We start from the raw sequence: 23,874 nt of genomic DNA, 5'->3' as shown, positions 1-23,874 counted from the left end.
AGCGTCCCGATCATCGCCGGGTGAGACTCCCCGGCTCTCCACCACGACGAAGTGAGGGAAGATGCATCCGTTCACCCGGAGACAGCTCATCGCCGCCGGTCTCGGCACCGCAGCACTCGGGAGCCTGACGGCCTGCGCGACACCGGGCACCGTCTCGGTCAACACGGCGCCGACGATCGCGCCGGCCACCGGCCCGGTCCGCCTGCAGTACTGGGGCTGGCTGAAGGACCTGCAGAAGGTCTGCGACGTCTGGAACGCCTCGCACCCCGAGATCCAGGTCGAGGCCGTCTGGATCCCCGGCGGCAACGCGGGCGGGTACCAGAAGCTCTACTCGGCCCTCGCCGCGGGCGGCGGGCCCGACCTCGGCCAGGTCGAGATCCGCTCCGTCCCCGAGTTCATGCTCGTCAACGGCCTGGTCGACCTCACCCGGTACGGCGTCGAGCAGTACCGCGACCTGTACGACCCCACGCTCTGGGGCCAGGTCAGCTACACCGGCGGCGTCTACGGCATCCCGCAGGACAGCGGCCCGATGGCGCTCTTCTACCAGCCCGAGGTGTTCGGGAAGGTGGGTGCGGAGCCGCCGACGACCTGGGACGACTGGGCAGCGGTGGCGACGGAGCTGCGCGGAGCCGGCTCCTACATCGACTGCTTCCCCCTCGCCGACGCCTCGGTCTTCGCCGCGTTCGCGACGCAGGCCGGTGCGCAGTGGCTGCGCCCGGAGGAGGACGGCTGGGTCATCGACATGACCGACGACGCCACGACGCGCGTCGCCTCCTTCTTCGACACAGCCATCGACCAGGACCTGGTGCAGACCGGTTACGGCGCGTACTCCCCCGCGTGGTTCGCGGCTGCGGCGAAGGGCGGGATCGCCTCCTGCGCCACCGGCAGCTGGGGCGACGCCCTGATAGAGGGGGTCAGCGGAGGCGCGGGCAAGTGGCGCGCTGCTCCCATGCCGGTCTGGGGCGACACCGGCTTCGGCTCGAGCTTCCTCGGCGGATCGACCGCGGCGGTGTTCTCGAGCAGCAAGCACCCGGAGGAGGCGATCGAGTTCGCCGTCTGGATGACCACCACGCAGGAGGGCATCGACGCGATGATCGCCAACAGCGGCATCGGCTGGTCTCCCGCGGTCGGCGAGATCGGCACGGCCCGCAAGGGTCCGAGCGACTTCTTCAGCGGGCAGAACTACAACGAGGACGTCCTCGTGCCCGCATCGAAGGAGCAGAACCCGGACTGGTCCTGGTGGCCCGTCACGCAGCAGTCCTTCAACATCCTCAGCGACGGCTTCCGGAAGAAGGCGTCCGGGCTCTCGCTCGTGGACGCGGTCGCCGAGGCGGAGCAGCAGATCATCACGGTCTTCGAGAACAAGGGCCTGAGCATCAGGAGGGCCTCCGCATGACCACCACGACCTCCCCCGCCGCCGCCGCGGTCGCGGCCACCACGCGGACGCCGGGCGCGCCCCGGCGCAGCCGCGCGGTCGCCCGCGCCCCGTGGATCCTCCTCGGACCCTTCCTGGCCCTGTTCGTCCTCACGTTCATCGTCCCGATCGTCGTCGCCGTCGGCTCCAGCTTCACGAAGGTGACGCGCTCCGGCCTCTTCGGCGAGGCCGGGGTCACCAGCGGGTTCGCGGGCTTCGACAACTACGCGCAGGCCCTCGCCGACGGCAACTTCATCGCCTCCATCGGGCGGATGTTCCTCTTCGGCATCGTCCAGGTGCCGGTGATGATCGCCCTCTGCACCGTCCTCGCGCTGATGCTCGAGTCGGCGTCGGCGAAGTTCCCCGGCTTCTTCCGGGCGGCCTACTTCCTCCCCTACGGAGTGCCCGGAGTGATCGCGACGATCCTGTGGTCCTTCCTCTACGTGCCCGGCCTCAGCCCGCTCATCGACGCGGCGAACGTGGTCGGGCTCCAGCCCGACTTCCTCGGTGCGGACACGGTGCTCTGGTCGATCGCGAACATCTCGCTCTGGAGCTACACCGGCTACAACATGCTGATCATCGTCGCCCAGCTCAAGGCGATCCCGGTCGAGCTCTACGAGGCGGCGAAGGTCGACGGCGCCTCCACCTGGCGCGTCGCCCGCAGCATCCAGCTGCCGCTCATCCGCCCCGCGCTGGTGCTGACGACGATCTTCTCGATCATCGGAACGCTCCAGCTGTTCGCCGAGGCGCAGGTGCTGAAGACGGTCGCTCCGGCGATCGACAGCCAGTACACGCCGAACCTCAGCGCGTACACCACGGCCTTCGCCTACAACGACTACAACGTCGCCGCCGCCCAGGCCGTCCTGATCGCGCTGGTCGCGTTCCTGCTCTCCTTCACGTTCCTGTCGATCTCGAACAGGAGGTCGTCATGAGCCGCACCGAGACCCCGCCGACCACGACCACCGGAGTCGTCACCGCCGACCGCCCCGTGAAGGCCGGACGCGGGCCCGACCGCTCGGCCGGCCGCAACCGCGCCTCGACCATCATCGTCACCGCGATCCTCGTCGTCGTGGCGGTCTACTTCCTCATCCCCGTCTACTGGGTCGTCGTCGCGGCGACCAAGACCACCGAGGACCTCTTCGCCACCTACGGCTTCTGGTTCGCCCCGACGTTCGCGCTCTGGGACAACCTGACGCAGGTGCTGACCTACGGCGACGGCATCTTCGTCCGCTGGTTCCTCAACTCGGTCCTCTACGCCGGAGTGGGCGCCCTGCTCGCGACCTACCTCGCCGCGGCGGGCGGCTACGCGCTGGCCAAGTACGAGTTCCGCGGCAGCAGGCTCGTGTTCGGGACGATCCTCGCGGGCGTCCTGGTGCCGGGCACCGCGACCGCTCTGCCGCTGTTCCTGCTCTTCAGCCAGATGGGCATCGCGAACACCTACTGGAGCGTGCTGATCCCCTCGCTCGTCTCGCCGTTCGGGCTGTTCCTCTGCCGGATCTACGCTCAGGCGACGGTGGACACCGCGATCATCGAGGCGGCGCGCATCGACGGCGCCGGGGAGCTGCGGATCTTCCACACGCTCGGGCTGCGCATCCTGACTCCCGCGCTGGTCACCGTGTTCCTCTTCCAGCTGGTCGGGATCTGGAACAACTACTTCCTGCCCCTGGTGATGCTCTCGGACACGAGCCTGTTCCCGATCACACTGGGACTGAACAACTGGCTCGGACAGGTCGACCGCCTGCCCGAGTTCTACGAGCTGACGACCGGCGGCGTCCTGCTGTCGATCATCCCGCTCGCCATCGCCATGATCGTGCTGCAGCGCTTCTGGCGCGGCGGCCTGACGGAAGGCTCCGTGAAGTGACGACTCCCCCGACGACCTCCCACTACCTGACGGACACCGGACCGGGCTCCGGCCGCCGCCGGGCCCCCCGCTCGTGGCTGCACACCGACGCCCCGGCGCTCCCGCTGGACGGGGAGTGGCGCTTCCGCCTGCTCCCCGCCGCTCCGGGGACCCCGGGCGGCGCCGGCGTGCTGCCGGAGGACGAGGGCGTGGACGCCGTCGGGGACGAGTCGTTCGACGACTCCGGCTGGGACCTGATGCCGGTGCCCTCGCACTGGGTGCTGCAGGGCGACGGGCGCTACGGACTGCCGGCCTACACGAACGTGCAGTTCCCGTTCCCGACCGAGCCGCCGTTCGTGCCGGACGCGAACCCGACGGGCGACTACCGCCGCACCGTCGTGGTCCCGGAGGAGTGGGACTCCGCCGAGGCGGTCGTCCTGCGCTTCGACGGGGTCGAGTCCCGCTACCGCGTCTGGGTCAACGGCGTCGAGATCGGCATCGGCTCCGGCAGCCGGCTCGCGCAGGAGTTCGACGTCACCGGCGTCGTCCGCCCGGGCGAGAACCTCGTCGTGGTCCGCGTGCACCAGTGGTCGGCCTCGAGCTACGTGGAGGACCAGGACCAGTGGTGGCTGCCGGGGATCTTCCGCTCGGTGCACCTGCTCGCGCGCCCCGTCGGCGGGATCGAGGACGTGTGGCTGCGCTCCTCCTTCGCCGGCGGCGCGGGCCGGATCGAGGCGGAGGTGACCGCCGCGGCCGACGCGTTCCCGCTGACGCTGCGCGTGCCCGGGCTCGGGATCGAGACGGTCTGGGCCTCGGCGGAGGAGATCGCCGCGATCGAGGTCCCCGAGGTCGAGCCGTGGTCGGCGGAGGCTCCGCGCCTCTACGACGCGACGCTCGCCTCCGCCGGCGAGACGGTCTCGCTGCGGCTCGGCTTCCGCACGGTCGAGATCCGCGGCGACCGCTTCCTGGTCAACGGCGAGCGCGTCGTCTTCCACGGAGTCAACCGCCACGAGACGCACCCCGACCGCGGTCGAGCGTTCGACGAGGACTCCGCCCGCGAGGACCTCGCGATGATGAAGCGCTTCAACGTGAACGCCATCCGCACCAGCCACTACCCGCCGCATCCCCGTCTGCTCGACCTCGCCGACGAGCTCGGCTTCTGGGTGGTCCTCGAGTGCGATCTCGAGACCCACGGCTTCGAGCGGGTCGGCTGGGCGGGCAACCCCAGCGACGACCCCGCCTGGCGCGAGGCCTACCTCGACCGCATCGAGCGGACCGTCGAGCGCGACAAGAACCACCCGAGCATCGTGCTCTGGTCCCTCGGCAACGAGGCGGGCACCGGCGCGAATCTCGCCGCGATGTCCGCCTGGGTGCACGGCCGCGACCCGGAGCGCCCCGTCCACTACGAGGGCGACTACACCGGCGCGTACACCGATGTGTACTCGCGGATGTACTCCTCGATCCCCGAGACCGAGCGGATCGGCACCGACGGCTCGCTCACTCCGCTGCTCGGCTGCTCCCCCGGCGAGTCCGCTCGGCAGCGCTCCAAGCCCTTCCTGCTCTGCGAGTACGTGCACGCGATGGGCAACGGCCCGGGAGCGATCGACCAGTACGAGGACCTCGTCGACCGCTTCCCGCGGCTGCACGGCGGCTTCGTCTGGGAGTGGCGCGACCACGGCCTGCGGGCGCGCACGCCGGAGGGCGTCGAGTACTACGCGTACGGCGGCGACTTCGGCGAGGTGGTGCACGACGGCAACTTCGTGATGGACGGCATGGTGCTCTCCGACGGCACGCCCAGCCCGGGCCTGTTCGAGTGGAAGCAGATCGTCGCTCCTGTGCGCCTCACGGTCCGCGGCGACGGCGTCGTCATCGAGAACCGCCGACACGACGCCTCCACCGCCGATCTGCGCTTCGCGTGGCGGGTCGAGCGGGACGGGCGGGTCACCGCAGAGGGAGTGCTCGACGCCCCGGTCATCGCGGCCGGCGACGCCGTGCACGTGGAGCTCCCCCCGCTCGACGTGCGCCCCGGCGGCGAGACCTGGCTCACCGTCGACGCGGTCCTCGACGCCTCGACCGCCTGGGCGGAGGAGGGCCACGTGCTCTCCACCGGTCAGCACCTCCTCGCCGTGCCGTCGGCGGTGCCCGCGTGGACCCGCGCCGTCCGCGCCGCTCCGCCCCTCGAGGGCGGCGCGCTCGGAGTCGCGCGGTTCCGCGACGGCCGGCTCGCCTCCCTCGCCGGCCTGCCCGTCGACGGACCGCGCGCCGAGCTCTGGCGCGCCCCGACCGACAACGACGAGGGCGCGGGCTTCCCCGGCTACGTCACCGGCGACCCGTACGACGGCGACGGCCGCGGGACGCCGGCCCCCTCCTCCGCCGCCCGCTGGCGCGAGGCCGGACTCGACCGCCTGGTCGGCCGCGTGCAGGAGGTGGACGCCTCCGCCGGGCTCCGCCGCGTGACCCGCTTCTCGGCCGCGGACCTCGATGCGGGACTCCTGATGGAGGAGCGCTGGAGCGTCGACGGGGAGAGCACGGTCCTCCGCGTCGACCTCGTGCCGACCCGGGGCTGGGACTCCGTCTGGCCGCGGCTGGGCATCCGGATCGACCTGCCCGCGTCGATCGACGGCGCGGAGTGGTTCGGCACCGGCCCGCTCGAGTCCTACCCCGACAGCCTCCGGGCCGCGCGGGTGGGGCGATTCACGGCGGAGATGGACCGGTTGACGACTCCGTACGCCCGCCCGCAGGAGAGCGGTCACCGCAGCAGCGTGCGCGAGCTGACGCTGACGGAGGCGGGCTCGCCCCGCCTCCGCATCGAAGCCGCGCGCGACCTGCACGGGCGCCTCCCCGGCTTCACCCTGGCGCGGCACACGCCGCAGGAGATCACGGCCGCCGCGCACCCGCACGAGCTGCCGGAATCGGAGCGCGCGGTCCTCGTGATCGACGCCGCCCAGCACGGCCTGGGCTCCCGCGCGTGCGGTCCGGACGTGTGGCCCGACTTCCAGCTGCGGCCGGAGGCGCGGACGATCCTCCTCCGCTTCACCGCGGCCGGCTGAGCGCCGGGAGAGAACGAGGGAAGGCCCGCGGGATCGCGTCCCGCGGGCCTTCCCTCGTCCTCGGGACGCGTCAGTCGCTCTGCGTGCGCGGCAGCGGTCCGCCGATGAAGAGGTCCGTGTTCATGCGCCGGCGGCGCATCACGACCAGGACGGCCGCGCAGGCGACGAGCGACGCGGCGACCGCGCCGCCGCCGATCATCAGCGCGGTGGTCGGCGTGATGCCGGCCGGTCCCGCCGAGGCGGCCGTGCTGAGGAAGGCGGTGCGCGCGGCGCTGATCGCGGTGCCGCAGACCTGCTGCGCCTCCCACGGTGCGGCCGTGGTGTCGCTGTCACGGTAGGAGACGGTCACGGCTGCCGTGCGGTGCGACTCGCGGCCGAAGGCGACGACGCAGTAGACGGAGGGGTCGGGGTCGGCGATGACCGCGTCGCCCAGCGCCAGCTCGGCCCAGCCGATGGAGTCGGACTGCACGGCGACGTCGCCGGCGGCCAGGTCGGCGCGGGACCCGGAGGTCTCGAAGGCGCCCACGGCGACCTCCTCGTCGGCGTCGAAGCCCCAGACGGCGCCGCGGGGCGCCTCGGTGCTGCCGTCGCCGAGCTCGCGCGGCTCGAGCAGGAGGCCGTTGCCGGTGGAGGGCGCGAGCCGGAAGACGACCTTGGCGGCGGAGCCCTGGTCGCCCGTGAGGTCGACCGTGAAGGCGCCCGACTTGGTGATCAGCGCGGTCGGCACGGTCGCGGTGCCGCTCCCCGCCTCGAGGGTCAGCGGGGTCTTGGTGCCGTTCGGGTCGCGGAGGACCGCGGAGACGGCCTCGCCGCTCGCGAAGCCGGTGTACGAGAAGCCGACGCCGTAGAAGCGGGCGAGCTCGACGGTGAGCGCCTCCGGCTGCACGGCGAGCTCCCGGGTGAGGAAGACGTCCGCGGTCGCGGCACCGGCCGCCGGCTTCGCGCCCTCGGTCGAGGTGCCGAGCTCGGTGCGTCCGGGGGCCGACGCCGCCGGAGTGACGGCGCCCGCACCGGAGGAGCCGGCGGTGCCGGACGTGGTGGTGCCGGTTGTGGTGCCGCCGCCGGAGGTGCCGCCGGACGTCGCTCCGCCGGCGGTGCCGCCGCCGGAGCCGGAGCCGCCGGAGGACGATCCGCCGCCGGTGGAGGGCTGACCGCCGCCGGAGCCGCCCTGCTGACCGCCGCCGGTCGAGCCGCCGCCGGTCGATCCACCGCCGGTGGATCCGCCGCCGGTGGAGGGCTGGCTCGGCTGCTGGGGCGCGGGGTCGACCGGTGCCGGATCGACCGGCGCGGGGTCCACGGGCGCGGGGTCGACGGGAGCGGGCTGCTCGGGTTCTGCCGGCTCCTCGGGCACTCCGGGAACGGACGGCTCCTCGGGGACGCCGGGAACGGGGTCGGAGCCGCCGTCGCCCGGCTGCTCGGGATCCTCCGGCACGCCGGGGATGGTCGTCGCGGCCGGCTGCTCGACCGTGGTCGAGACCGTCGAGGCGGAGGGGGCCGCGACGGCCGCTCCGGGGAGGGCCAGGCCGAGCACGAGCGCCGCGAGAGCGGCGGCGGGCAGGGCGAGTCGGCGGGATGACGGCATGGCGGTTCCTTCCTCCACGGGCGACGATCTGCGTCCGCGCACAGAGGAGCGCACTCCCCCCTCACGAGGGTAAGGGCGAGAGGCGAGCTATCGCGAGCCGTCCTGTCCCCCGTCAGAGGGACGTCGCGGTCGTGCTTCCGTCCGGACGGCCCGGTCGAGGCTCACCCGCGATCGAGGAGGGCCCGCCGGAGCCGCACGGGATCGACCCGCCAGAAGGTGTGCACGCGCCCGTCGATCAGCACCACCGGGATCTCCTCGACGAAGCGCTCGTGCAGCTCGGGATCGTCGAGGATCGACACCTCCGAGACGGCGACCGACGCCTCGGCGCCCAGGTCGGCGACCACCTGCTCGACCACGGTCCGCGCGTCGTCGCAGAGATGACAGCCCGGCTTGCCCACGAGCGTCAGCTCCACGTCCACCATGCGGTCAGTGTACGGCGGCCCCGGCGACGGGCGCCGAGACGGCGAGCGCCGCCGGGATGATCCGTGAACGCAGACGAGCGCCCGACCCCGGAAGGGCGGACGCTCGAGTGGGAAGAGGCGCAAGCCTACTTCTTGTTGCGACGCTGGTGGCGAGTCTTGCGAAGCAGCTTGCGGTGCTTCTTCTTCGCCATACGCTTGCGACGCTTCTTGATGACAGAACCCACGAAGACCTCACAACGTTCAGGGGGTCGACCGCCCGACGGGCGGCCGCTTACGAAAAACTGGCTCCCGCGAGCTTACACGACCCGGGGCTCCACCGTTTCCGGCTCCTCGGCGCCCCTCACTTGCGGATGCGCAGCGCCTCCGCCACCTTCGTCGCTCCCTCGCTGACGCCCCGCTGGATGTCCTGCACCACGGTGCTGACCTGGTGGGTGCGCTCGGCGAGCGCCCGACCCAGCGACTCCGCCCGGGCCGCGGTCGGAGCGTCGAGCAGGGCGCCGGCCGCCTCGTCCTCGGCGAGGAAGGGCAGCAGCCAGTCCTCGACCTCCGCCAGCGGCGCGTACTCGAGCGCGTAGAAGCGGTGCTGTCCGCTCTCGCGCACCGTGACGAGGCCGGTCTCGCGCAGCACCTTGAGGTGCTTCGAGACGGTCGGCTGGCTCAGCTCGAGGCGCGCCACGATCCGCGACACGCTCATGCCCTCGGCCGAGCCGTCCCGCCGCTGCTCGAGCAGCAGGGCGAGGATGTCCCGGCGGGTCCCGTCCGCGATCACCCCGAAGATGTCAGCCATGCGCCCAGGCTAGTCAGCGCCCCGGGGGCCCGGCACCGAGCGGGTAGCATGGCCGCGATCGAGTGGAGGATCCGCCGTGGTGGTTCGGCAGCAGTTCCGCAGCCCCGTGGGCGTCTCGCCCGTCTCCCCCTGGTCGGGGTTCGAGCGGGCCCGCGACCTCATCGACGACTTCGCCGGACGCTCGCCGTCCCGCTTCGCGATCCTCATCTTCTCGGCGCTCGTGCTCGTCTTCACCCTGCTGTTCTCGCTGCCGGTGTCGAGCACCACGGGCACCGTCACTCCGCTGCACGACGCCTTCTTCACCGCGATGTCGGTGATCTGCGTGACCGGCCTCGCGACGGTCGACATGGCGACGCACTGGTCGGCGTTCGGCCACTCGATCATCTTCGTCGGCGTGAACATCGGCGCTCTGGGAGTGCTGACGCTCGCCTCGATCATGGGCCTGGCGATCTCGCGCCGCCTCGGGCTCCGGGCGAAGCTCATGGTCGCCAGCGACTCGAATCCGCTGCGGATCCACTCCGGCCCCGTCGCCGAGGGCCAGGCCGTGCGCCTGGGCGAGATCGGCGGACTGCTCGCCACCGTCGCGATCAGCGCCGCCGCGATCGAGATCATCGTCGCGCTGCTGCTGTTCCCGCGGATGCTGATCGACGGGATCCCGATCGGCGAGGCCGTCTGGCACTCCTTCTACTACTCCGCGATGGCGTTCACGAACACCGGCTTCGCCCCGAACGCCGCGGGACTCACCCCCTTCGAGGACGACTACTGGTTCCTCGGCATCCTGATGCTCGGCGTTTTCCTCGGCTCGATCGGCTTCCCCGTCATCTACGCCTTCTCCCGCGGCTGGCGGCGCCCGCGCAAGTGGTCGGTGCACGTGAAGCTGACGCTGGTCACCTCCGTGATCCTGCTCGTCGCCGGGGCCGTCCTCTACATCGTGCTCGAGTTCGACAATCCGAGGACCTTCGGCAGCCTCGATGCGGGAGACACCGTCTTCCAGTCCTTCTTCCTCTCGACCATGACGCGGTCGGGCGGCTTCTCGACGATCTCGGTCCCCGACCTCAACGGCTCGAGCCTGCTCGTGACGGACATGCTGATGTTCATCGGCGGAGGATCGGCCTCCACGGCCGGCGGGATCAAGGTCACGACCCTCGCGATCCTGTTCCTGGCCGCCTTCGCCGAGGCCCGAGGCAACAACGACATGGAGGCGTTCGGCCGCCGGATCCCGAACGACGTCCTGCGCCTGGCCGTCTCGGTCGTGCTGTGGGGCGCGACGACGGTCGCCGTGTCGAGCGTCCTGATCCTGCACATCACCAAGGCCTCGCTCGACCACGTGCTCTTCGACGTGATCTCGGCCTTCGCGACCTCCGGGCTCTCGACGGGGCTCACCGCGGAGCTGCCGCCGTCCGGGGTCTACATCCTGGCGCTGACGATGTTCATGGGCCGCGTTGGTACCGTGACTCTCGCCGCCGCGCTCGCCGCGAGCCAGCGGAGGCAGTTGTTCAGACGACCGGAAGAGAGGCCCATCGTTGGTTGACCGCATCAGGTACGACGCCCCGGTCCTGGTGATCGGCCTCGGGCGCTTCGGAGCCGCCACGGCCGGCCAGCTCGACCGCCTCGACCGCGAGGTCCTCGCCATCGACGCCGACGCCGGTCTCGTGCAGAAGTGGTCGGAGCGGGTCACCCACGCGGTGCAGGCCGACGCCCGCTCGCTCGACGCCCTCGCGCAGATCGGCGCGCAGGACTTCCAGGTCGCCGTCGTCGCGGTCGGCTCCTCCATCGAGGCGTCCGTGCTGATCACCGCGAACCTCGTCGACCTCAAGATCCCGCAGATCTGGGCGAAGGCGATCTCGCGCTCGCACGGCAAGATCCTCGAGCGGATCGGCGCGAACCACGTGATCTACCCCGAGGCGGAGGCGGGCGAGCGCGTCGCGCACCTGGTCTCGGGCCGCATGCTCGACTTCATCGAGTTCGACGACGACTTCGTGCTCGCGAAGATGTACCCGCCCAAGCCGATCCGGGGGCTGACGCTCACGGAGTCGGGCGTGCGCCGCAAGCACCGCGTGACCGTCGTCGGCGTCAAGAGCCCGGGCAAGCCCTTCACCTACGCGACCGAGCAGACCGTGGTCTCGAACCACGACCTCATCGTGGTCAGCGGCACCCCCAGCGACATCGAGCGCTTCGCGGCCCTCGGCTCCTGACCCGCGCCCTCCCTCTCCCGCTTCCGCTTCCGCGAGATGCCACTCGGGTACGCGCGCTCCGGCGTGTCGCGTGCCGGATCGGCATCTCGCGGAGAGTGAGGGCGGGTCAGGAGGCGGCGAGCTCGCGGGCGCGCGCCAGCGCGGCGTCGGTCGCCCGCGCGAAGAGCGCGGCGAGGTCGGCCTCCTGCAGGACCGCGACGGCTCGCTCGGTGGTGCCCTTCGGGCTGGTGACCCGGCGGCGCAGCTCCGCGGGCTCCTCGCCGGAGTGGGCGAGCAGCTCGGCCGCGCCGCGGAAGGTGCCGACCACCATCGTCGACGCCTGCTCCGGAGTGAAGCCCTTCGCGACGGCGGCCGCGATCAGCTCCTCGATCAGCAGGAACACATAGGCGGGCCCTGAGCCGGAGATCGTCGAGAGCGCGTCGAGCTGCGACTCCGGCACCTCGACCACCTCGCCGACCGTCTCGAACAGGCGGCGCACGAGCGCCAGGTCCTCCTCGCCGGACCGCGTGCCCGCGCTGAGTCCGGTGACGGCACGGCCCACGTCCGCGGGAGTGTTCGGCATCGAGCGGAGCACGGCGACGGACGCGGGCAGGTGCCGCTCGAACGTGGCCGCGGTCACGCCGGCGGCGACGGAGACGACGACCGCGCCCGGGGCGAGCGCGTCGGCGATCTCGTCGAGCAGGTCCGGCACCATGTGCGGCTTGACGGCCACGAGCACGATCGCCGCGCCCTCGACCGCACGCCGGTTGGCCTCCGGGTCGTCCGCGGTGGCGAAGGCGGTGACCACCGGGTGGCCGTCCCACGCGGCGGCCTTCGCGGAGTCGCGGTTGGTCACCCGCACGCCCCCCTCGACGCGCACGCCGGGAGCCAGCAGGCCCTGGAGGATCGCGCCCCCCATCGAGCCGAGGCCGAGGACGGCGATGGACGGGAGCAGGACGGGCGCATCGGTCACGCCGCTCATCCTACGAAGAGCCCGCGGCAAGGGGGTCCAGGGGCTGCCCGGCGCCTCGTAGGATGGCCCGACCATTCAGCGGCGAGCCCGAGGAGACCACGTGAGCGCATCCGGAGGCGGCACCGCGATCATCGCGGCGCTCGCGGCCAACCTCGGCATCGCCCTGACGAAGTTCGTCGCCTGGTTCTTCTCCGGATCCGCCTCCATGCTCGCCGAGGGCGTGCACTCGCTCGCCGACTCCGGCAATCAGCTGCTCCTGCTGCTCGGCGGCCGCAAGTCGCGGAAGGCCGCCGACCAGGAGCACCCGTTCGGCTACGGGCGCGAGCGCTACGTCTACGCCTTCGTGGTGTCGATCATCCTGTTCTCCGTCGGCGGCGTCTTCTCGCTCTACGAGGGCATCGAGAAGATCGCCGAGCCGCACGAGCTCGAGAACGCCTGGCTGCCGATCCTGGTCCTCGTGATCTCGATCTGCCTCGAGGGCTACTCGCTGCGCACCGGAGTGAAGGAGTCGAACCGGGTCCGCGGCTCGCAGTCCTGGTTGCAGTTCATCCGCCGGGCGAAGGCGCCGGAGCTGCCGGTCGTGCTCCTCGAGGACGTCGCCGCGCTCACCGGTCTGACGTTCGCGCTGCTCGGAGTCGGGCTGACCGTGATCACCGGCGACTCGGTCTACGACGCGATCGGAACGATCATGATCGGCACCCTGCTGATCGTGGTGGCGATCGTGCTGGGCGTCGAGACGAAGAGCCTGCTGGTCGGAGAGGGGGCGACTCCCGCCGACGCCGCCTCGATCCGCGCCGCGCTCGAGGCCGGGCGCGACGTCGAGCGCGTCATCCACATGCGCACGCTCTACCTCGGACCGGACGAGATCCTCGTGGCCGCGAAGCTCGCCTTCCCGGCCGCCGAGACCCTCGAGCACGTGGCCGCCGGGATCGACGCCGCCGAGAAGCGGATCCGCGAGGCCGTTCCCGCCGCCACCACGATCTACCTCGAGCCCGACGTCGACCGTGGACACGCAGGATCGGCGGCGGCCCGTCCGGCCGTGACTGAGGCGGAAGGGACGGCCGCCGCGGCCGCTCCGGCCGCCGCCGCTCCGCCCGCCGCCTCCCCGCCGGCCGCGCCGCACGGGAGCGCCTGAGATGCGCCGGGCCCTGGCGATCGTCAACGAGCGCGGTGCCGGGCTCGGCGCGCTCGAGCCGATGCTGACCGAGCGGGGGTTCGCCGTCGACGCCGTCGCAGGGACGGACCTCGACGCGATCGACATCCTCGCCCCCGACCTCGTCGTCACGCTCGGCTCCAGCGCCGGCGTCTACGAGACCTCGCGGCACCCCTTCATCAGCCCCGAGATCGCGCTCCTGCAGGACCGGATGCACCACCGCCGTCCCACGCTCGGCGTCTGCTTCGGAGCGCAGCTGATCGCGACCGCCCTGGGCGAGTCCGTCCATCCCGGATCGGCTCGCGAAGTCGGCTTCCGGCCGGTCGTGCTCACGGAGGAGGGCGCCGGCTCCCCGCTCCGGCACCTGGCCGGCGTCCACGTGATGCAGTGGCACGGCGACACCTTCGCGCTGCCGAGCGGAGCGGCGCTGCTGGCGTCGTCGCCGGCGGGCGAGGTGCAGGCGTTCGCCGTGGAGGACTGGCTCCTCGGCGTGCAGTTCCACCCCGAGCTGACCGGCACGATGGCCGCGCAGTGGCTCGAGGGCGACGGGGAGTGGGCAGGAGCGGCGGGCTACGACGCCGCCGTGCTCGCCGACGACGTCGCGGCGGAGCGCTTCGAGCGGATGCACGCGGCGACGCGGCTCGCGCTGACGGAGTGGCTGGGCGCTCCGAGCTGAGGGGTTCGGCGGCGCTCGGCGTCAGCGGCGGTCGGCGTCAGCGGCGCTCGGCGAAGAAGTCGAGCAGGAGCCGCGAGCACTCCGCGGCGCGGACCCCGGGGTACACCTCGACCACGTGGTTGTGCCGGCGGTCGCGGAGGAGGTCGTGCACGGATCCGGAGGCGCCCGCCTTCTCGTCCCACGCGCCGAAGACGACGCGGTCGATCCGCGCCGCCAGGATCGCTCCGGCGCAGAGCACGCACGGCTCGAGCGTGACCACCAGCGTGCAGCCCTCGAGATGCCAGTCGCCGCGAGCCTCGGCCGCCGCGCGGATCGCGACCACCTCGGCGTGCGCCGTCGGATCCCGCCGCAGCTCGCGCTCGTTGCGCCCGAGCCCGAGCACCGCACCCTCCGAGTCGAGGACCACCGCGCCCACGGGGACGTCGCCCCAGCCCGCGGCCCGCCGCGCCTCGTCGAGCGCCAGGCCCATCCACTCCTCGGAGCGGCGGGGGACGCGGAGATCGCTGTCGCGCATCGCTCCCCCTCCTGCGGCGGCCCGCTGCGGCCGGTGGGGCGCCGCTCCGGCCAGTAGATTGAGCTTATGCGCGTCCACGTAGCCGACCACCCGCTGATCACCCACAAGCTCACCGTGCTGCGTGACAAGCGCACCCCCTCCCCCACCTTCCGGCAGCTCGCCGAGGAGCTGATGACGCTCCTCGCCTACGAGGCCACCCGCGGCGTCCGCACCCGCACCGTCACCATCGAGACGCCCGTGACGCAGACCACCGGCCTCGCGCTCAGCGACCCGCAGCCGCTGGTCGTCCCGATCCTCCGGGCCGGCCTCGGGATGCTCGAGGGCATGGTCAAGCTCATCCCGACCGCCGAGGTCGGATTCCTGGGCATGGCGCGCAACGAGGAGACGCTCGAGCCGACCACGTACGCGGAGCGCCTGCCCGACGACCTGTCGAACCGCCAGTGCTTCGTCCTCGACCCGATGCTCGCGACCGGCGGCTCACTCGTCGCGGCCATCCAGTTCCTCTTCGACCGGGGAGCGGTCGACGTCACCGCCGTCTGCCTGCTCGCCGCCCCCGAGGGCCTGGCCGCCGTCGAGAAGGCCTTCGGCGACCGCGACGTGACCATCGTCCTCGGCTCCCTCGACGAGAAGCTCAACGAGCTCGGCTACATCGTCCCCGGCCTCGGCGACGCGGGCGACCGCCTCTACGGCCTCGCGGGCTGAGCCCGCCGACCCCCGGACGAGCGGGCCCCGCGTCGGGCCCCGGAACACGGAGCCCCGCTGAGCAGTGCCGGTCGGCCGGCGCAGCGAGGGTCTCGACACCCCGCCGCGGCCGTCCGGCACCGCCGTCCTGCTGATCGAGCAGCCCGCTCAGCGGGCGCATCGAGAATCCCGTCACGGCGCGCGCCTCCTCCCGAGCACCGGAACCACCCCCGACGCGCCGTCCATCCCCACGGAAGTGTTGACGCACTGCATCAGCCTCCGCTTTACTGACGGACATGACTGACACCCTGCACGCCCCGACCTCCCTCGAGGCCATCGGGAATGCCGGCATGATGATGGCCGGTGGCCCCGTCATGTGCTGTCGAATGTGTGCATGAGGAACTGACCTCGCCGGATCCCCGCACCGCCTCCGCCCGCTGATCGTCACGATCGGCTGAGCGTCCGAGGCGCGGACGATCCCCTGGATGCCCCGCATCCGTCTCTGCCGCAACCGCGCACCGCGGGCCGGCTCGATCGCGCACACCCGGATCCGCTCCCTCGGACACTCGTCCCGGATCCGACCAGCCAAGGACTCGTCATGACCCTCCTCCACACCCGCACCGTCCCCGCCGCCACCCCCACCGAGGCGCCCCGCCTCCAGCCGGTCGCCGACGCCGCGCCCGCAGCGCCCCGCCTCCGCGCCGTCCCCCAGGGGACCGAGGCCCGCGGCTTCGCCCTCTACGTCGGCATCGACGAGGCCAAGGCCCGCGCCGCCGGAGTCGACCTCGGCCGCCTGGTCGAGGAGCTCAAGCGCGTCACGGCGCAGCTCGCCCCCGACGCCGAGACGTACGCCTCCGTCGCCCTCGCCCCGCAGGGCGCCGGCGGCCGCGACGTGGACGTGGTCCGCCTCGCACTGCAGGACCCGGCCGCCGTCGCCAAGCGCCGCTCCGACGCCGAGCCCGACCCCGACCGTGCACCCGGCGGCGTCGTCATCGACATCTCCCGCAAGCGCGTCATCCTCGACGAGGAGACCACCCCCCTCACCTACAAGGAGTTCGAGCTCCTCCAGTACCTCGTGCTCCGCGAGGGCCGCACCATCGAGCGCGCCGAGCTCATCGCCTCGCTCTGGGGCGCCGCGGACGACGACGCGCCGAACGAGCGCACCATCGACGTCCACGTCCGCCGCCTCCGCGCCAAGCTCGGCCGCTACGAGGAGATCGTGCGCACCGTCCGCGGAGTCGGCTACCGCTTCGACCGCCACGCCGACGTCGCCATCCGCTACGCGTCGACGCCGTCGCCGGATCTGTTCTGAACTGTGAGGAGAGCGCTTGCGCTCGCCTCACCGCGGTCGGCTTCACCGGTGGTCGCGATTCGGAGAGCGGGCCGCGACCGGCTAGCGGGAAACGCTGACACGCGTTTCCCGCGTTCGCCTTGAGGGCGGAACGTCCTCTCGACCTCGACGGATGTGCGCGACCGCTCCTCACACGTGGAGGGCTGCTCGACGGCCCGCTGCGTGGTCGAAGCCGTGGCGGGGCGGGTCGCGCCTCGCGGGGCAGGACGACGGGGCCGGGCCGCGTCGGCGGGGGACGAGGGCAGGGGGTGCTCGTCGTGTCCGTCGACGGTCAGGGATGGGCTGCGGTTCGGTGCGGACGTCGGAGGCAGCAGACGGGGCGTCCTGGGTCAGGAGAGAGTCGTGCGGAGCGCGGGCGGGCGCGGCGACGGGCGGGGCGGGGCGGCTCAGGGAGGATTCAGGAAAGAGAGGGTTGCGTCGTTACCGGGTCGTTATATAGTTCAAGTGCGTCGACCGTTTGCTGTGGCGGGAAGCGCGAGAAGTGATTGCAGGACACTCTTGGTGCAAGGGAATGAAGGCCGGCCGCTCGCCTCAGCGGCCGGCCTTCTGTCGTTCCCCCGGCCCCTTCCTCCGACTCCCCTCCTCTCAGCACCCCGGCGTAGGCTGTACGGCGTCTGGATGTCAGGGAACCGCTTCCTGAGCGCCGAGAAGGAGGACCAGTGGGGTCGAGAGAGGCCGTCGCCGCCTGGGAGTCGCTCTTCCGCGCCCAGGTCCAGGTGATGCGCGCCCTGAGCACCGAGTTCCCCTCGCGGGAGATCTCGATGAACGAGTACGACGTGCTCTTCAACCTCACCCGGCAGCCCGGTCGGCGCGCACGGCTGCGCGACCTGAACCGGCACGTCCTCCTGACGCAGCCCAGCGTCAGCAGGCTGATCGATAGGCTCGCCGCCCGCGGCTGCGTCGAGAAGAGCGAGGATCCGGCGGACGCCCGCGGCACGATCATCGCGATCACCGACGAGGGCTACGCGCTCTTCCGCCGCGTCGCGCTCACCCACATGAGGACCATCTCGGAGAAGGTCGGCGGCGTCCTCGACGAGGACGAGCTGAAGCAGCTGACCGCGCTCTGCGACAAGCTCCGCGACGGCATCGCCTCCTCCTGATCCGTCCCCGCTAGCACGGGCCGCAGCGACCGGCCAGGTCTTCGCCGCGGCGCGGGACTCGCGGATCATGGTGATCACCATGAGTGACACCTCCCCCACCCTCGTCTGGCTCCGCGACGACCTGCGCCTGGCCGACAACCCCGCTCTGCGCGCCGCGATCGACCGTGGCAACCCCGTCGCGGTCTGCTACGTGCTCGACGAGGAGTCGGCGGGCATCCGTCCGCTCGGGGGCGCCTCGCGCTGGTGGCTGCACGGCAGCCTCGCAGCCCTCGCCGCCGACCTGCGCGAGCACGGCGCCCGGCTGATCCTGCGCCGTGGGCCGGCCGAGGCCGTCGTCCTCCAGCTCGCCGAGGAGATCGGCGCCGGAGCCGTGCACTGGAACCGCCGCTACGGGAGGGCCGAGCGCACCGTCGACGCGGCGGTGAAGGAATCGCTCCGCAACGGCGGCCTCGAGGCCGAGAGCCACCAGGGCTCGCTGATGTTCGAGCCGTGGACCGTGCAGACCGGCGCCGGCGGCCCCTACTCCGTCTACACGCCCTTCGCCCGCGCCTGCCGCGCCAAGCCGACGCCGCGCGCGCCGCTCCCCCGCCCCCGCTCGCTCGACGGCGTCACGGGAGAGATCGCCTCCGACGCCCTCGACGACTGGGAGCTGCTGCCCACGCGTCCCGACTGGGCGGGAGGGCTGCGCGAGCGCTGGGTCCCCGGCGAGAAGGCGGCGGCCGACCGGCTGCGCGCGTTCCTCGCGGAGCAGCTCGACGACTACGCCGACGGCCGCGACCGGCCGGCGGAGGACGCCACCTCGAACCTCTCCCCGCACCTGAGGTGGGGCGAGATCAGCCCCTTCCAGGTGTGGCACGCCCTGGAGGAGGCGCACGCGAAGGGCCTGCACCGCGGCGACGGCAGCGACCGGTTCCTCTCCGAGGTGCTCTGGCGCGAGTTCTGCTACCACCTGCTGTTCCACTGGCCGGATCTGGCGACCGCGAACTTCGACACCCGGTTCGACTCCTTCCCGTGGGGACGCCCCGGCCAGGAGGCGATCGACGCCTGGCACCAGGGGCGCACCGGCTACCCCCTGGTGGACGCCGGCATGCGCGAGCTCTGGAGCACCGGCTACATGCACAACCGGGTCCGGATGGTGACCGCGTCGTTCCTGATCAAGAACCTGCTGGTCGACTGGCGGGTGGGCGAGGAGTGGTTCTGGGACACCCTGGTCGACGCGGACCCGGCGAGCAACGCCGCGAACTGGCAGTGGGTCGCGGGCTCGGGAGCCGATGCGTCGCCGTTCTTCCGGGTCTTCAACCCGGTCACGCAGTCGAGGAAGTTCGACCCGGCCGGAGAGTACATCCGCCACAACGTGCCGGAGCTGGGCGGAGTCGAGGGCGCCGCCGTGCACGAGCCGTGGACGCTCGAGGACACGCTGACCGGAGGCGCGGACGGCTACCCGGCGCCCCTCGTCGACCTCAAGGAGACGCGGGCGCACGCACTCGACGCCTTCGCGCAGATCAAGAGCGCCCCGCGCGACATCTCGCCGCGGGGCGACGACTGAGCGTCGCCGGCTAGACGCGTCCCGCCGGTCCGGTGGAGCGGCCGGACCCGGCGAGCGGGTCCTCCTCCCCGCCCTGATCGCGCAGATCGCGGGCCGGGATGCCGACGAGCACCGCTCCGTCGGGCGCGTCCTTCACCACGACGGCGTTCGCGCCCACGCTGACGTCGGATCCGAGCACGAGCGGGCCCAGGACGACCGCGCCGGCGCCGACGACCACCCGGTCGCCGAGCGTGGGGTGCCGACGCTCGCGCCGGGCCGACCTCCCGCCCAGCGTGACGGAGTGGTAGAGCATGCAGTCGTCGCCGATCCGCGCGGTCTCGCCGATGACGACGCCCATGCCGTGGTCGATGAACAGACGCCGGCCGATGGTCGCACCGGGGTGGATCTCCACTCCGGTCGCCGCGCGCGCCGCCTGGCTGAGCAGCCGGGCGGGCAGGCGGAGGCCCCGCCGCCACCAGGCGTGCGCGACGCGGTGCACCCAGACCGCGTGCACTCCCGGGTAGGAGAGGACGACCTCCACCGCGCTCCGGGCGGCGGGGTCGCGCTCCCGGGCGGTGCGGACGTCCTCGCGGAGCAGGGCGAGGAGCCCGGGACGCTCCGGTCCGGACGGGACGCGGCGCTCCGGCCGACCGTCGCGTCCGGAGCGGGGCGTCCCGCCTCGTCTCGAGGGGCTCAGCTGCGGAGGTCCTCGTACAGGACGGTCGAGATGTACCGCTCGCCGAAGTCGCAGACGATGGCGACGATGGTCTTCCCCGCGTTCTCGGGGCGCTTCGCGACCTCGAGCGCGGCCCACATGATCGAGCCGGAGGAGATGCCGCCGAGGATCCCCTCCTGCGCGGCCATCTCGCGGGCCACCCGCACGGAGTCGTCGAGCGTCACGTCGATGATCTCGTCGTAGACCTCGCGGTCGAGGATCGCGGGGACGAAGTTGGCGCCGATGCCCTGGATCTTGTGCGGACCGGCGGTGCCCTGGGTGAGGAGCGGGGAGTCGATCGGCTCCACTCCGATGATCTGCACACCGGGCTTGCGCTCCTTGAGCACCTGGCCGACTCCGGTGATGGTGCCGCCGGTGCCGATGCCGGCCACGAAGACGTCGACCTCGCCGTCGGTGTCCTCCCAGACCTCCTCCGCGGTGGTGCGGCGGTGCACCTCGGGGTTGGCGGCGTTCTCGAACTGGCGGGCGAGGATCGCGCCGGGGGTCTCGTCGACGATCGCGCGGGCGCGCTCGACCGCTCCGCGCATGCCCTCGCTGCCGGGGGTGAGCACGATCTCGGCTCCGTAGGCGCGGAGGAGGACCCGGCGCTCGACGGACATCGTCTCGGGCATCGTGAGGACGACCTTGTAGCCGCGGGCGGCACCCACCATCGCGAGCGCGATGCCGGTGTTGCCGCTCGTGCCCTCGACGATCGTCCCGCCGGGGTGCAGCTCGCCGGAGGCCTCGGCCGCGTCGATGATGGCGACGCCGATGCGGTCCTTCACGCTGTTCGCAGGGTTGTAGAACTCGAGCTTGGCGAGGACCGTCGCCTGGTCGGCGCCCTCCAGCCGGTTGATGCGGACGAGAGGGGTCCTGCCGACGAGCTGGGTCACGTCGTCGTGGATGCGTGCCATGGTGTGCGCTTTCTGCCGGGGCCGGCCGTCCGGGGCCCCGGAGCGGTGGGTGGAACGGGTGCTGCAGCGCCCCTCGGAGCGGCGCTCCCCCCACGATACGGATGCATCGACCCGAGGTCAGCACCCCGGACGCGCCCGCTCCTGCGCATCACCCGCCAGCTCCTGATCTCCACCGGGAGGAGGACGCCCCGCGGGCGCACCCGTCACGTACCATGAACCCGGGGGATCGCGCGACTGCTCGCGAGGCTTCTCGCCACCCTCCCTCACATCTCCGCGGCCCGGCGCCGCGTCGAAAGGACGACCGCTCCATGGCACTTCCCACTGCATCCCGCCGCTCCGTCCGGCCGCTCGGGATGTCGCTGCGGGCGGTCATGGGGTTCATCGGGATGAGCGCCGTGGCGGGCGTCCTGATCACCGTCGGCGTCACGCCGGCTCTCGCGCTGACGGGCCTGGCGACGAGCAACACGATCGGCATGTTCCAGAACCTGCCGGGCTACCTCGACGTGGGCCAGCTGATGCAGCGCACCAACGTCTACGCGAGCGACGGGACGACCCTCCTCGCCTCCGTCTACGACCAGAACCGCGTCGAGGTCGGCTGGGACGACGTCGCGCAGTCCGCGAAGGACGCGGCCGTCGCCGGCGAGGACCCGCGCTTCTACGAGCACGGCGGCATCGACCTCCAGGGCACGCTCCGGGCCATCGCCGTCACGCTCACGGGCGACGACCTGCAGGGCGGGTCGTCGATCACGCAGCAGTACGTGAAGAACGTCCTGGTGCAGAAGGCGGAGTCGATCACCGACGAGGCCGCGCGCGACAAGGCCTACCAGGAGGCGACGGACCCGACCCCCGAGCGCAAGCTCAAGGAGATGCGCCTCGCGATCGGCCTCGAGAAGGAGGCGTCGAAGGACGACATCCTGCTCGGCTACCTCAACATCGCCCTCTTCGGGGGCACCGTCTACGGCATCGAGGCCGCGGCGAACTACTACTACGGCATCCCCGCGAGCCAGCTCTCGACCTCGCAGGCGGCCGCGCTGCTGGCGATCGTGAACAACCCGGCGAAGTTCCGCTTCGACAACCCGGGCGACGAGGCGAACGGCGCCGCCAACGGCTACGCCGCCACCAAGGAGCGCCGCGACTACATCCTCTCGGAGGAGCTCAAGCACGGCCGGATCGACCAGGCCGCGCACGACGCCGCCGTCGCCGAGCCGATCACCCCGAACATCACGGAGCCCTCGACCGGCTGCACCACCGCCGGCAACGCCGCGTACTTCTGCGACTACGTGCTGAACGTCCTCCGCAACGACTCCGTCTTCGGGGCGACCGACGACGAGCGCTATCAGCGCATCCGCCAGGGCGGCTTCGACGTCGTGACGACCCTCGACCTCGACATCCAGCAGGTCTCGCAGGCGGCGCTCAACGCCTACATCCCCTCCGTCGACCCGCGCTTCCAAGTCGGCGCGACGGCCGCCTCCGTCGAGGCGAAGACGGGCCGCGTGCTCTCCATGGTGCAGAACACGCAGTACAGCCAGGACGAGCAGTTCCTCGCCGCGAACCCCGGCTACAGCGCGATCAACCTCAACGTCGACCTCAGCATGGGCGGCGGCTCCGGCGTGCAGACCGGATCGACCTACAAGGTGTTCACGCTGGCGCAGTGGCTGAAGGCGGGGCACACCGTCAACGAGTCGTTCGCCTCCCCCACCTCCGGCTTCAGCTCCTACCCCCAGAAGTGCAACGTCGAGGGCGACGGCGGCTACTACGGCAAGTTCTCGCCTCGCAACGACGACCCGTCGGAGGACGCGAGCTCGATGAGCGCGCTCGGCGCGACCACGAACTCGATCAACACCGGCTTCATGGGAATGGCGCAGCAGCTCGACCTCTGCGACATCCGCACCACCGCCGAGTCGTTCGGGATGCACCGCGCCGACGGCCGCGAGCTCGCCAACGGGCCGGCCTCGGTCCTCGGGACGAACGAGATCGCGCCGCTGACGGTGGCCAACGCCTACGCGGGGATCGCGAACGACGGCACGACCTGCTCGGCGATCGTCATCGACCGGATCACCGACAGCGAGGGCAACGCCGTCGCCGCCCCGGCATCGGCGTGCACGCCCTCCGTGTCGCCCGAGGTCGCCCGAGGGATGCAGTACGCGATGCAGCGGGTGATGACCTCCGGAACGGCCTACGCCTCGAACCCCTTCGACGGGATCGAGCACATCGGCAAGACGGGCACCACCGACGAGGCCGCCGACGTATGGACGGCGGGCGCCAGCAAGGCCGCCTCCCTGGCGGTCTGGGTCGGCAGCATCAACGGCTTCGCCGACAACACCAAGCAGAACCTGCGCTTCATCAGCCTGACGGGCGAGAAGGGCACCATCCGCGCCTCCAACGCCCGGCACGCCATCTGGAAGCCGATCATGACGGCGCTCGACGAGAAGTACGGCGGCGACGACTTCACGGCACCGCCGGCCTCGATGCTCGCGTACTCGCCGCGATCGGCGGCGAACTCCGAGGTCCCCGACGTCACGGGCGAGACGGTCGAGAGCGCCACGGCGATCCTCACCGCCGCCGGTTTCGTCGTCGGGATGCACGAGTCGGTCGACTCCGCGACGATCCCTGAGGGCTCCGTCGTGTCGACGACGCCGAGCGCGGAGGAGACGGCGGTCGCCGGCGGGGTGATCCCCCTCCAGGTGAGCACGGGCAAGGCTCCGGCCAATCCGAACGACATCTCGGACCTGAACGGCGACCTGATCGAGTAGAGACGTCGCCCGTCCCGTGAAGGGGCCGATCCCTCCGGGGTCGGCCCCTTCTGCTGTCGCAGGCGCCGGGCCTGCGCGGGCGCCGTCGCGCCGACTCCGGGCGGACGGGCGTCCGGCGCGGCCGTGGCGCGCCTCGTCGGGGATGTCGCAGGCCTCGCCTAGGGTGCTGGTGCAGCGAGAGGATCCATCCTGAAGCGACCGAACGTCCCCGTCTTCCAGCCCCGTCGAACCGTCCACGGGGCTCTCGGCG

Annotated in this window: 21 protein-coding genes; 13 read left to right on the top strand and 8 right to left on the bottom strand. The window is 72.1% G+C overall.

Going from position 1 to position 23,874, the window contains the following annotated elements; genetic code table 11:
* Positions 1 to 61 precede the first annotated feature (61 nt).
* The 4 genes from GSU40_RS03740 to GSU40_RS03725 are packed head-to-tail and all read left to right on the top strand — an operon-like array spanning position 62 to position 6,304.
* Positions 62 to 1,396 carry an extracellular solute-binding protein gene (locus GSU40_RS03740; RefSeq protein ID WP_104224859.1) on the top strand — a complete coding sequence of 445 codons (1,335 nt, stop codon included), beginning with the start codon at positions 62 to 64 and terminating at the stop codon, positions 1,394 to 1,396.
* Positions 1,393 to 2,346, top strand: a complete 954-nt coding sequence (locus GSU40_RS03735; protein WP_104225918.1) for a sugar ABC transporter permease — start codon at positions 1,393 to 1,395, stop codon at positions 2,344 to 2,346. The genes GSU40_RS03740 and GSU40_RS03735 overlap by 4 nt, the downstream gene beginning before the upstream one ends.
* Positions 2,343 to 3,275 (top strand): carbohydrate ABC transporter permease, encoded by a 933-nt coding sequence (locus GSU40_RS03730; RefSeq protein ID WP_160033734.1) that lies wholly within the window; start codon positions 2,343 to 2,345, stop codon positions 3,273 to 3,275. The genes GSU40_RS03735 and GSU40_RS03730 overlap by 4 nt, the downstream gene beginning before the upstream one ends.
* Positions 3,272 to 6,304, top strand: coding sequence for a glycoside hydrolase family 2 TIM barrel-domain containing protein (locus GSU40_RS03725; RefSeq protein ID WP_208543357.1), 3,033 nt, complete (start codon positions 3,272 to 3,274; stop codon positions 6,302 to 6,304). The genes GSU40_RS03730 and GSU40_RS03725 overlap by 4 nt, the downstream gene beginning before the upstream one ends.
* Positions 6,305 to 6,374: 70 nt before the next feature.
* Here GSU40_RS03725 and GSU40_RS03720 read toward each other — a convergent pair whose 3' ends face one another.
* From GSU40_RS03720 to GSU40_RS03705, 4 genes are all read right to left on the bottom strand, one after another.
* Positions 6,375 to 7,886 carry a hypothetical protein gene (locus GSU40_RS03720; RefSeq protein ID WP_160033732.1) on the bottom strand — a complete coding sequence of 504 codons (1,512 nt, stop codon included), beginning with the start codon at positions 7,884 to 7,886 and terminating at the stop codon, positions 6,375 to 6,377.
* Positions 7,887 to 8,047: 161 nt separating this feature from the next.
* On the bottom strand, positions 8,048 to 8,308 hold the full coding sequence (locus GSU40_RS03715) for a glutaredoxin family protein (protein ID WP_104233428.1): 261 nt from the start codon (positions 8,306 to 8,308) through the stop codon (positions 8,048 to 8,050).
* Positions 8,309 to 8,433: 125 nt separating this feature from the next.
* Complete coding sequence (locus GSU40_RS03710) at positions 8,434 to 8,532, bottom strand: AURKAIP1/COX24 domain-containing protein (protein WP_003792170.1); 99 nt, start codon at positions 8,530 to 8,532, stop codon at positions 8,434 to 8,436.
* A 116-nt stretch (positions 8,533 to 8,648) separates the two neighbouring features.
* Positions 8,649 to 9,095 carry a metalloregulator ArsR/SmtB family transcription factor gene (locus tag GSU40_RS03705; RefSeq protein WP_104224854.1) on the bottom strand — a complete coding sequence of 149 codons (447 nt, stop codon included), beginning with the start codon at positions 9,093 to 9,095 and terminating at the stop codon, positions 8,649 to 8,651.
* A 160-nt stretch (positions 9,096 to 9,255) separates the two neighbouring features.
* Between GSU40_RS03705 and GSU40_RS03700 the strand changes: the two genes are divergently transcribed.
* Together GSU40_RS03700 and GSU40_RS03695 are read left to right on the top strand one after the other, a co-directional pair.
* Complete coding sequence (locus GSU40_RS03700; RefSeq protein WP_244229642.1) at positions 9,256 to 10,626, top strand: potassium transporter TrkG; 1,371 nt, start codon at positions 9,256 to 9,258, stop codon at positions 10,624 to 10,626.
* The gene (locus GSU40_RS03695) at positions 10,619 to 11,290 is read left to right on the top strand and encodes a TrkA family potassium uptake protein (RefSeq protein ID WP_068255410.1); all 672 of its coding nucleotides are present in this window, start codon (positions 10,619 to 10,621) and stop codon (positions 11,288 to 11,290) included. The genes GSU40_RS03700 and GSU40_RS03695 overlap by 8 nt, the downstream gene beginning before the upstream one ends.
* Before the next feature lie 106 nt (positions 11,291 to 11,396).
* On the opposite strand, the gene proC is transcribed toward GSU40_RS03695, so the two are convergent.
* Entirely contained in the window at positions 11,397 to 12,242 is an 846-nt protein-coding gene (gene proC / locus GSU40_RS03690; RefSeq protein ID WP_279630839.1) for a pyrroline-5-carboxylate reductase, read from the bottom strand.
* 100 nt (positions 12,243 to 12,342) lie between these two features.
* On the opposite strand from proC, the gene GSU40_RS03685 reads away from it, so the two are divergent.
* Both GSU40_RS03685 and GSU40_RS03680 read left to right on the top strand, forming a co-directional pair.
* Positions 12,343 to 13,377 (top strand): cation diffusion facilitator family transporter, encoded by a 1,035-nt coding sequence (locus GSU40_RS03685; RefSeq protein ID WP_160033728.1) that lies wholly within the window; start codon positions 12,343 to 12,345, stop codon positions 13,375 to 13,377.
* 1 nt (position 13,378) lies between these two features.
* Positions 13,379 to 14,071, top strand: a complete 693-nt coding sequence (locus GSU40_RS03680) for a gamma-glutamyl-gamma-aminobutyrate hydrolase family protein (protein ID WP_104266722.1) — start codon at positions 13,379 to 13,381, stop codon at positions 14,069 to 14,071.
* Between the two features lie 37 nt (positions 14,072 to 14,108).
* Here the strand turns inward: GSU40_RS03680 and GSU40_RS03675 are convergent, their stop codons facing one another.
* Positions 14,109 to 14,585 (bottom strand): nucleoside deaminase, encoded by a 477-nt coding sequence (locus tag GSU40_RS03675; protein ID WP_208543356.1) that lies wholly within the window; start codon positions 14,583 to 14,585, stop codon positions 14,109 to 14,111.
* A gap of 66 nt (positions 14,586 to 14,651) precedes the next feature.
* Here GSU40_RS03675 and upp point away from each other — a divergent pair, with 66 nt between their 5' ends.
* The 4 genes from upp to GSU40_RS03655 all read left to right on the top strand — a co-directional run bounded on the left by upp (position 14,652) and on the right by GSU40_RS03655 (position 19,263).
* Positions 14,652 to 15,287 carry a uracil phosphoribosyltransferase gene (upp, locus tag GSU40_RS03670; protein WP_104224850.1) on the top strand — a complete coding sequence of 212 codons (636 nt, stop codon included), beginning with the start codon at positions 14,652 to 14,654 and terminating at the stop codon, positions 15,285 to 15,287.
* Positions 15,288 to 15,864: 577 nt separating this feature from the next.
* The gene (locus GSU40_RS03665) at positions 15,865 to 16,578 is read left to right on the top strand and encodes a winged helix-turn-helix domain-containing protein (protein WP_104247920.1); all 714 of its coding nucleotides are present in this window, start codon (positions 15,865 to 15,867) and stop codon (positions 16,576 to 16,578) included.
* A 758-nt stretch (positions 16,579 to 17,336) separates the two neighbouring features.
* Entirely contained in the window at positions 17,337 to 17,717 is a 381-nt protein-coding gene (locus GSU40_RS03660; RefSeq protein ID WP_160036103.1) for a MarR family winged helix-turn-helix transcriptional regulator, read from the top strand.
* A gap of 79 nt (positions 17,718 to 17,796) precedes the next feature.
* Positions 17,797 to 19,263, top strand: coding sequence for a deoxyribodipyrimidine photo-lyase (locus tag GSU40_RS03655; protein WP_160033726.1), 1,467 nt, complete (start codon positions 17,797 to 17,799; stop codon positions 19,261 to 19,263).
* A gap of 10 nt (positions 19,264 to 19,273) precedes the next feature.
* On the opposite strand, the gene epsC is transcribed toward GSU40_RS03655, so the two are convergent.
* Both epsC and cysK read right to left on the bottom strand, forming a co-directional pair.
* Entirely contained in the window at positions 19,274 to 19,840 is a 567-nt protein-coding gene (gene epsC / locus GSU40_RS03650) for a serine O-acetyltransferase EpsC (protein WP_104224204.1), read from the bottom strand.
* Positions 19,841 to 19,935: 95 nt separating this feature from the next.
* Positions 19,936 to 20,871, bottom strand: a complete 936-nt coding sequence (gene cysK, locus GSU40_RS03645) for a cysteine synthase A (protein WP_104237779.1) — start codon at positions 20,869 to 20,871, stop codon at positions 19,936 to 19,938.
* A 308-nt stretch (positions 20,872 to 21,179) separates the two neighbouring features.
* Between cysK and GSU40_RS03640 the strand changes: the two genes are divergently transcribed.
* Positions 21,180 to 23,624 (top strand): penicillin-binding protein, encoded by a 2,445-nt coding sequence (locus GSU40_RS03640; protein ID WP_159939720.1) that lies wholly within the window; start codon positions 21,180 to 21,182, stop codon positions 23,622 to 23,624.
* The last annotated feature ends 250 nt before the right edge of the window (positions 23,625 to 23,874 follow it).

The sequence above is a fragment of the Rathayibacter sp. VKM Ac-2805 genome, from assembly GCF_009834265.1.
GTDB lineage: Bacteria > Actinomycetota > Actinomycetes > Actinomycetales > Microbacteriaceae > Rathayibacter.
This window is presented reverse-complemented; position numbering and strand designations above follow the sequence as displayed.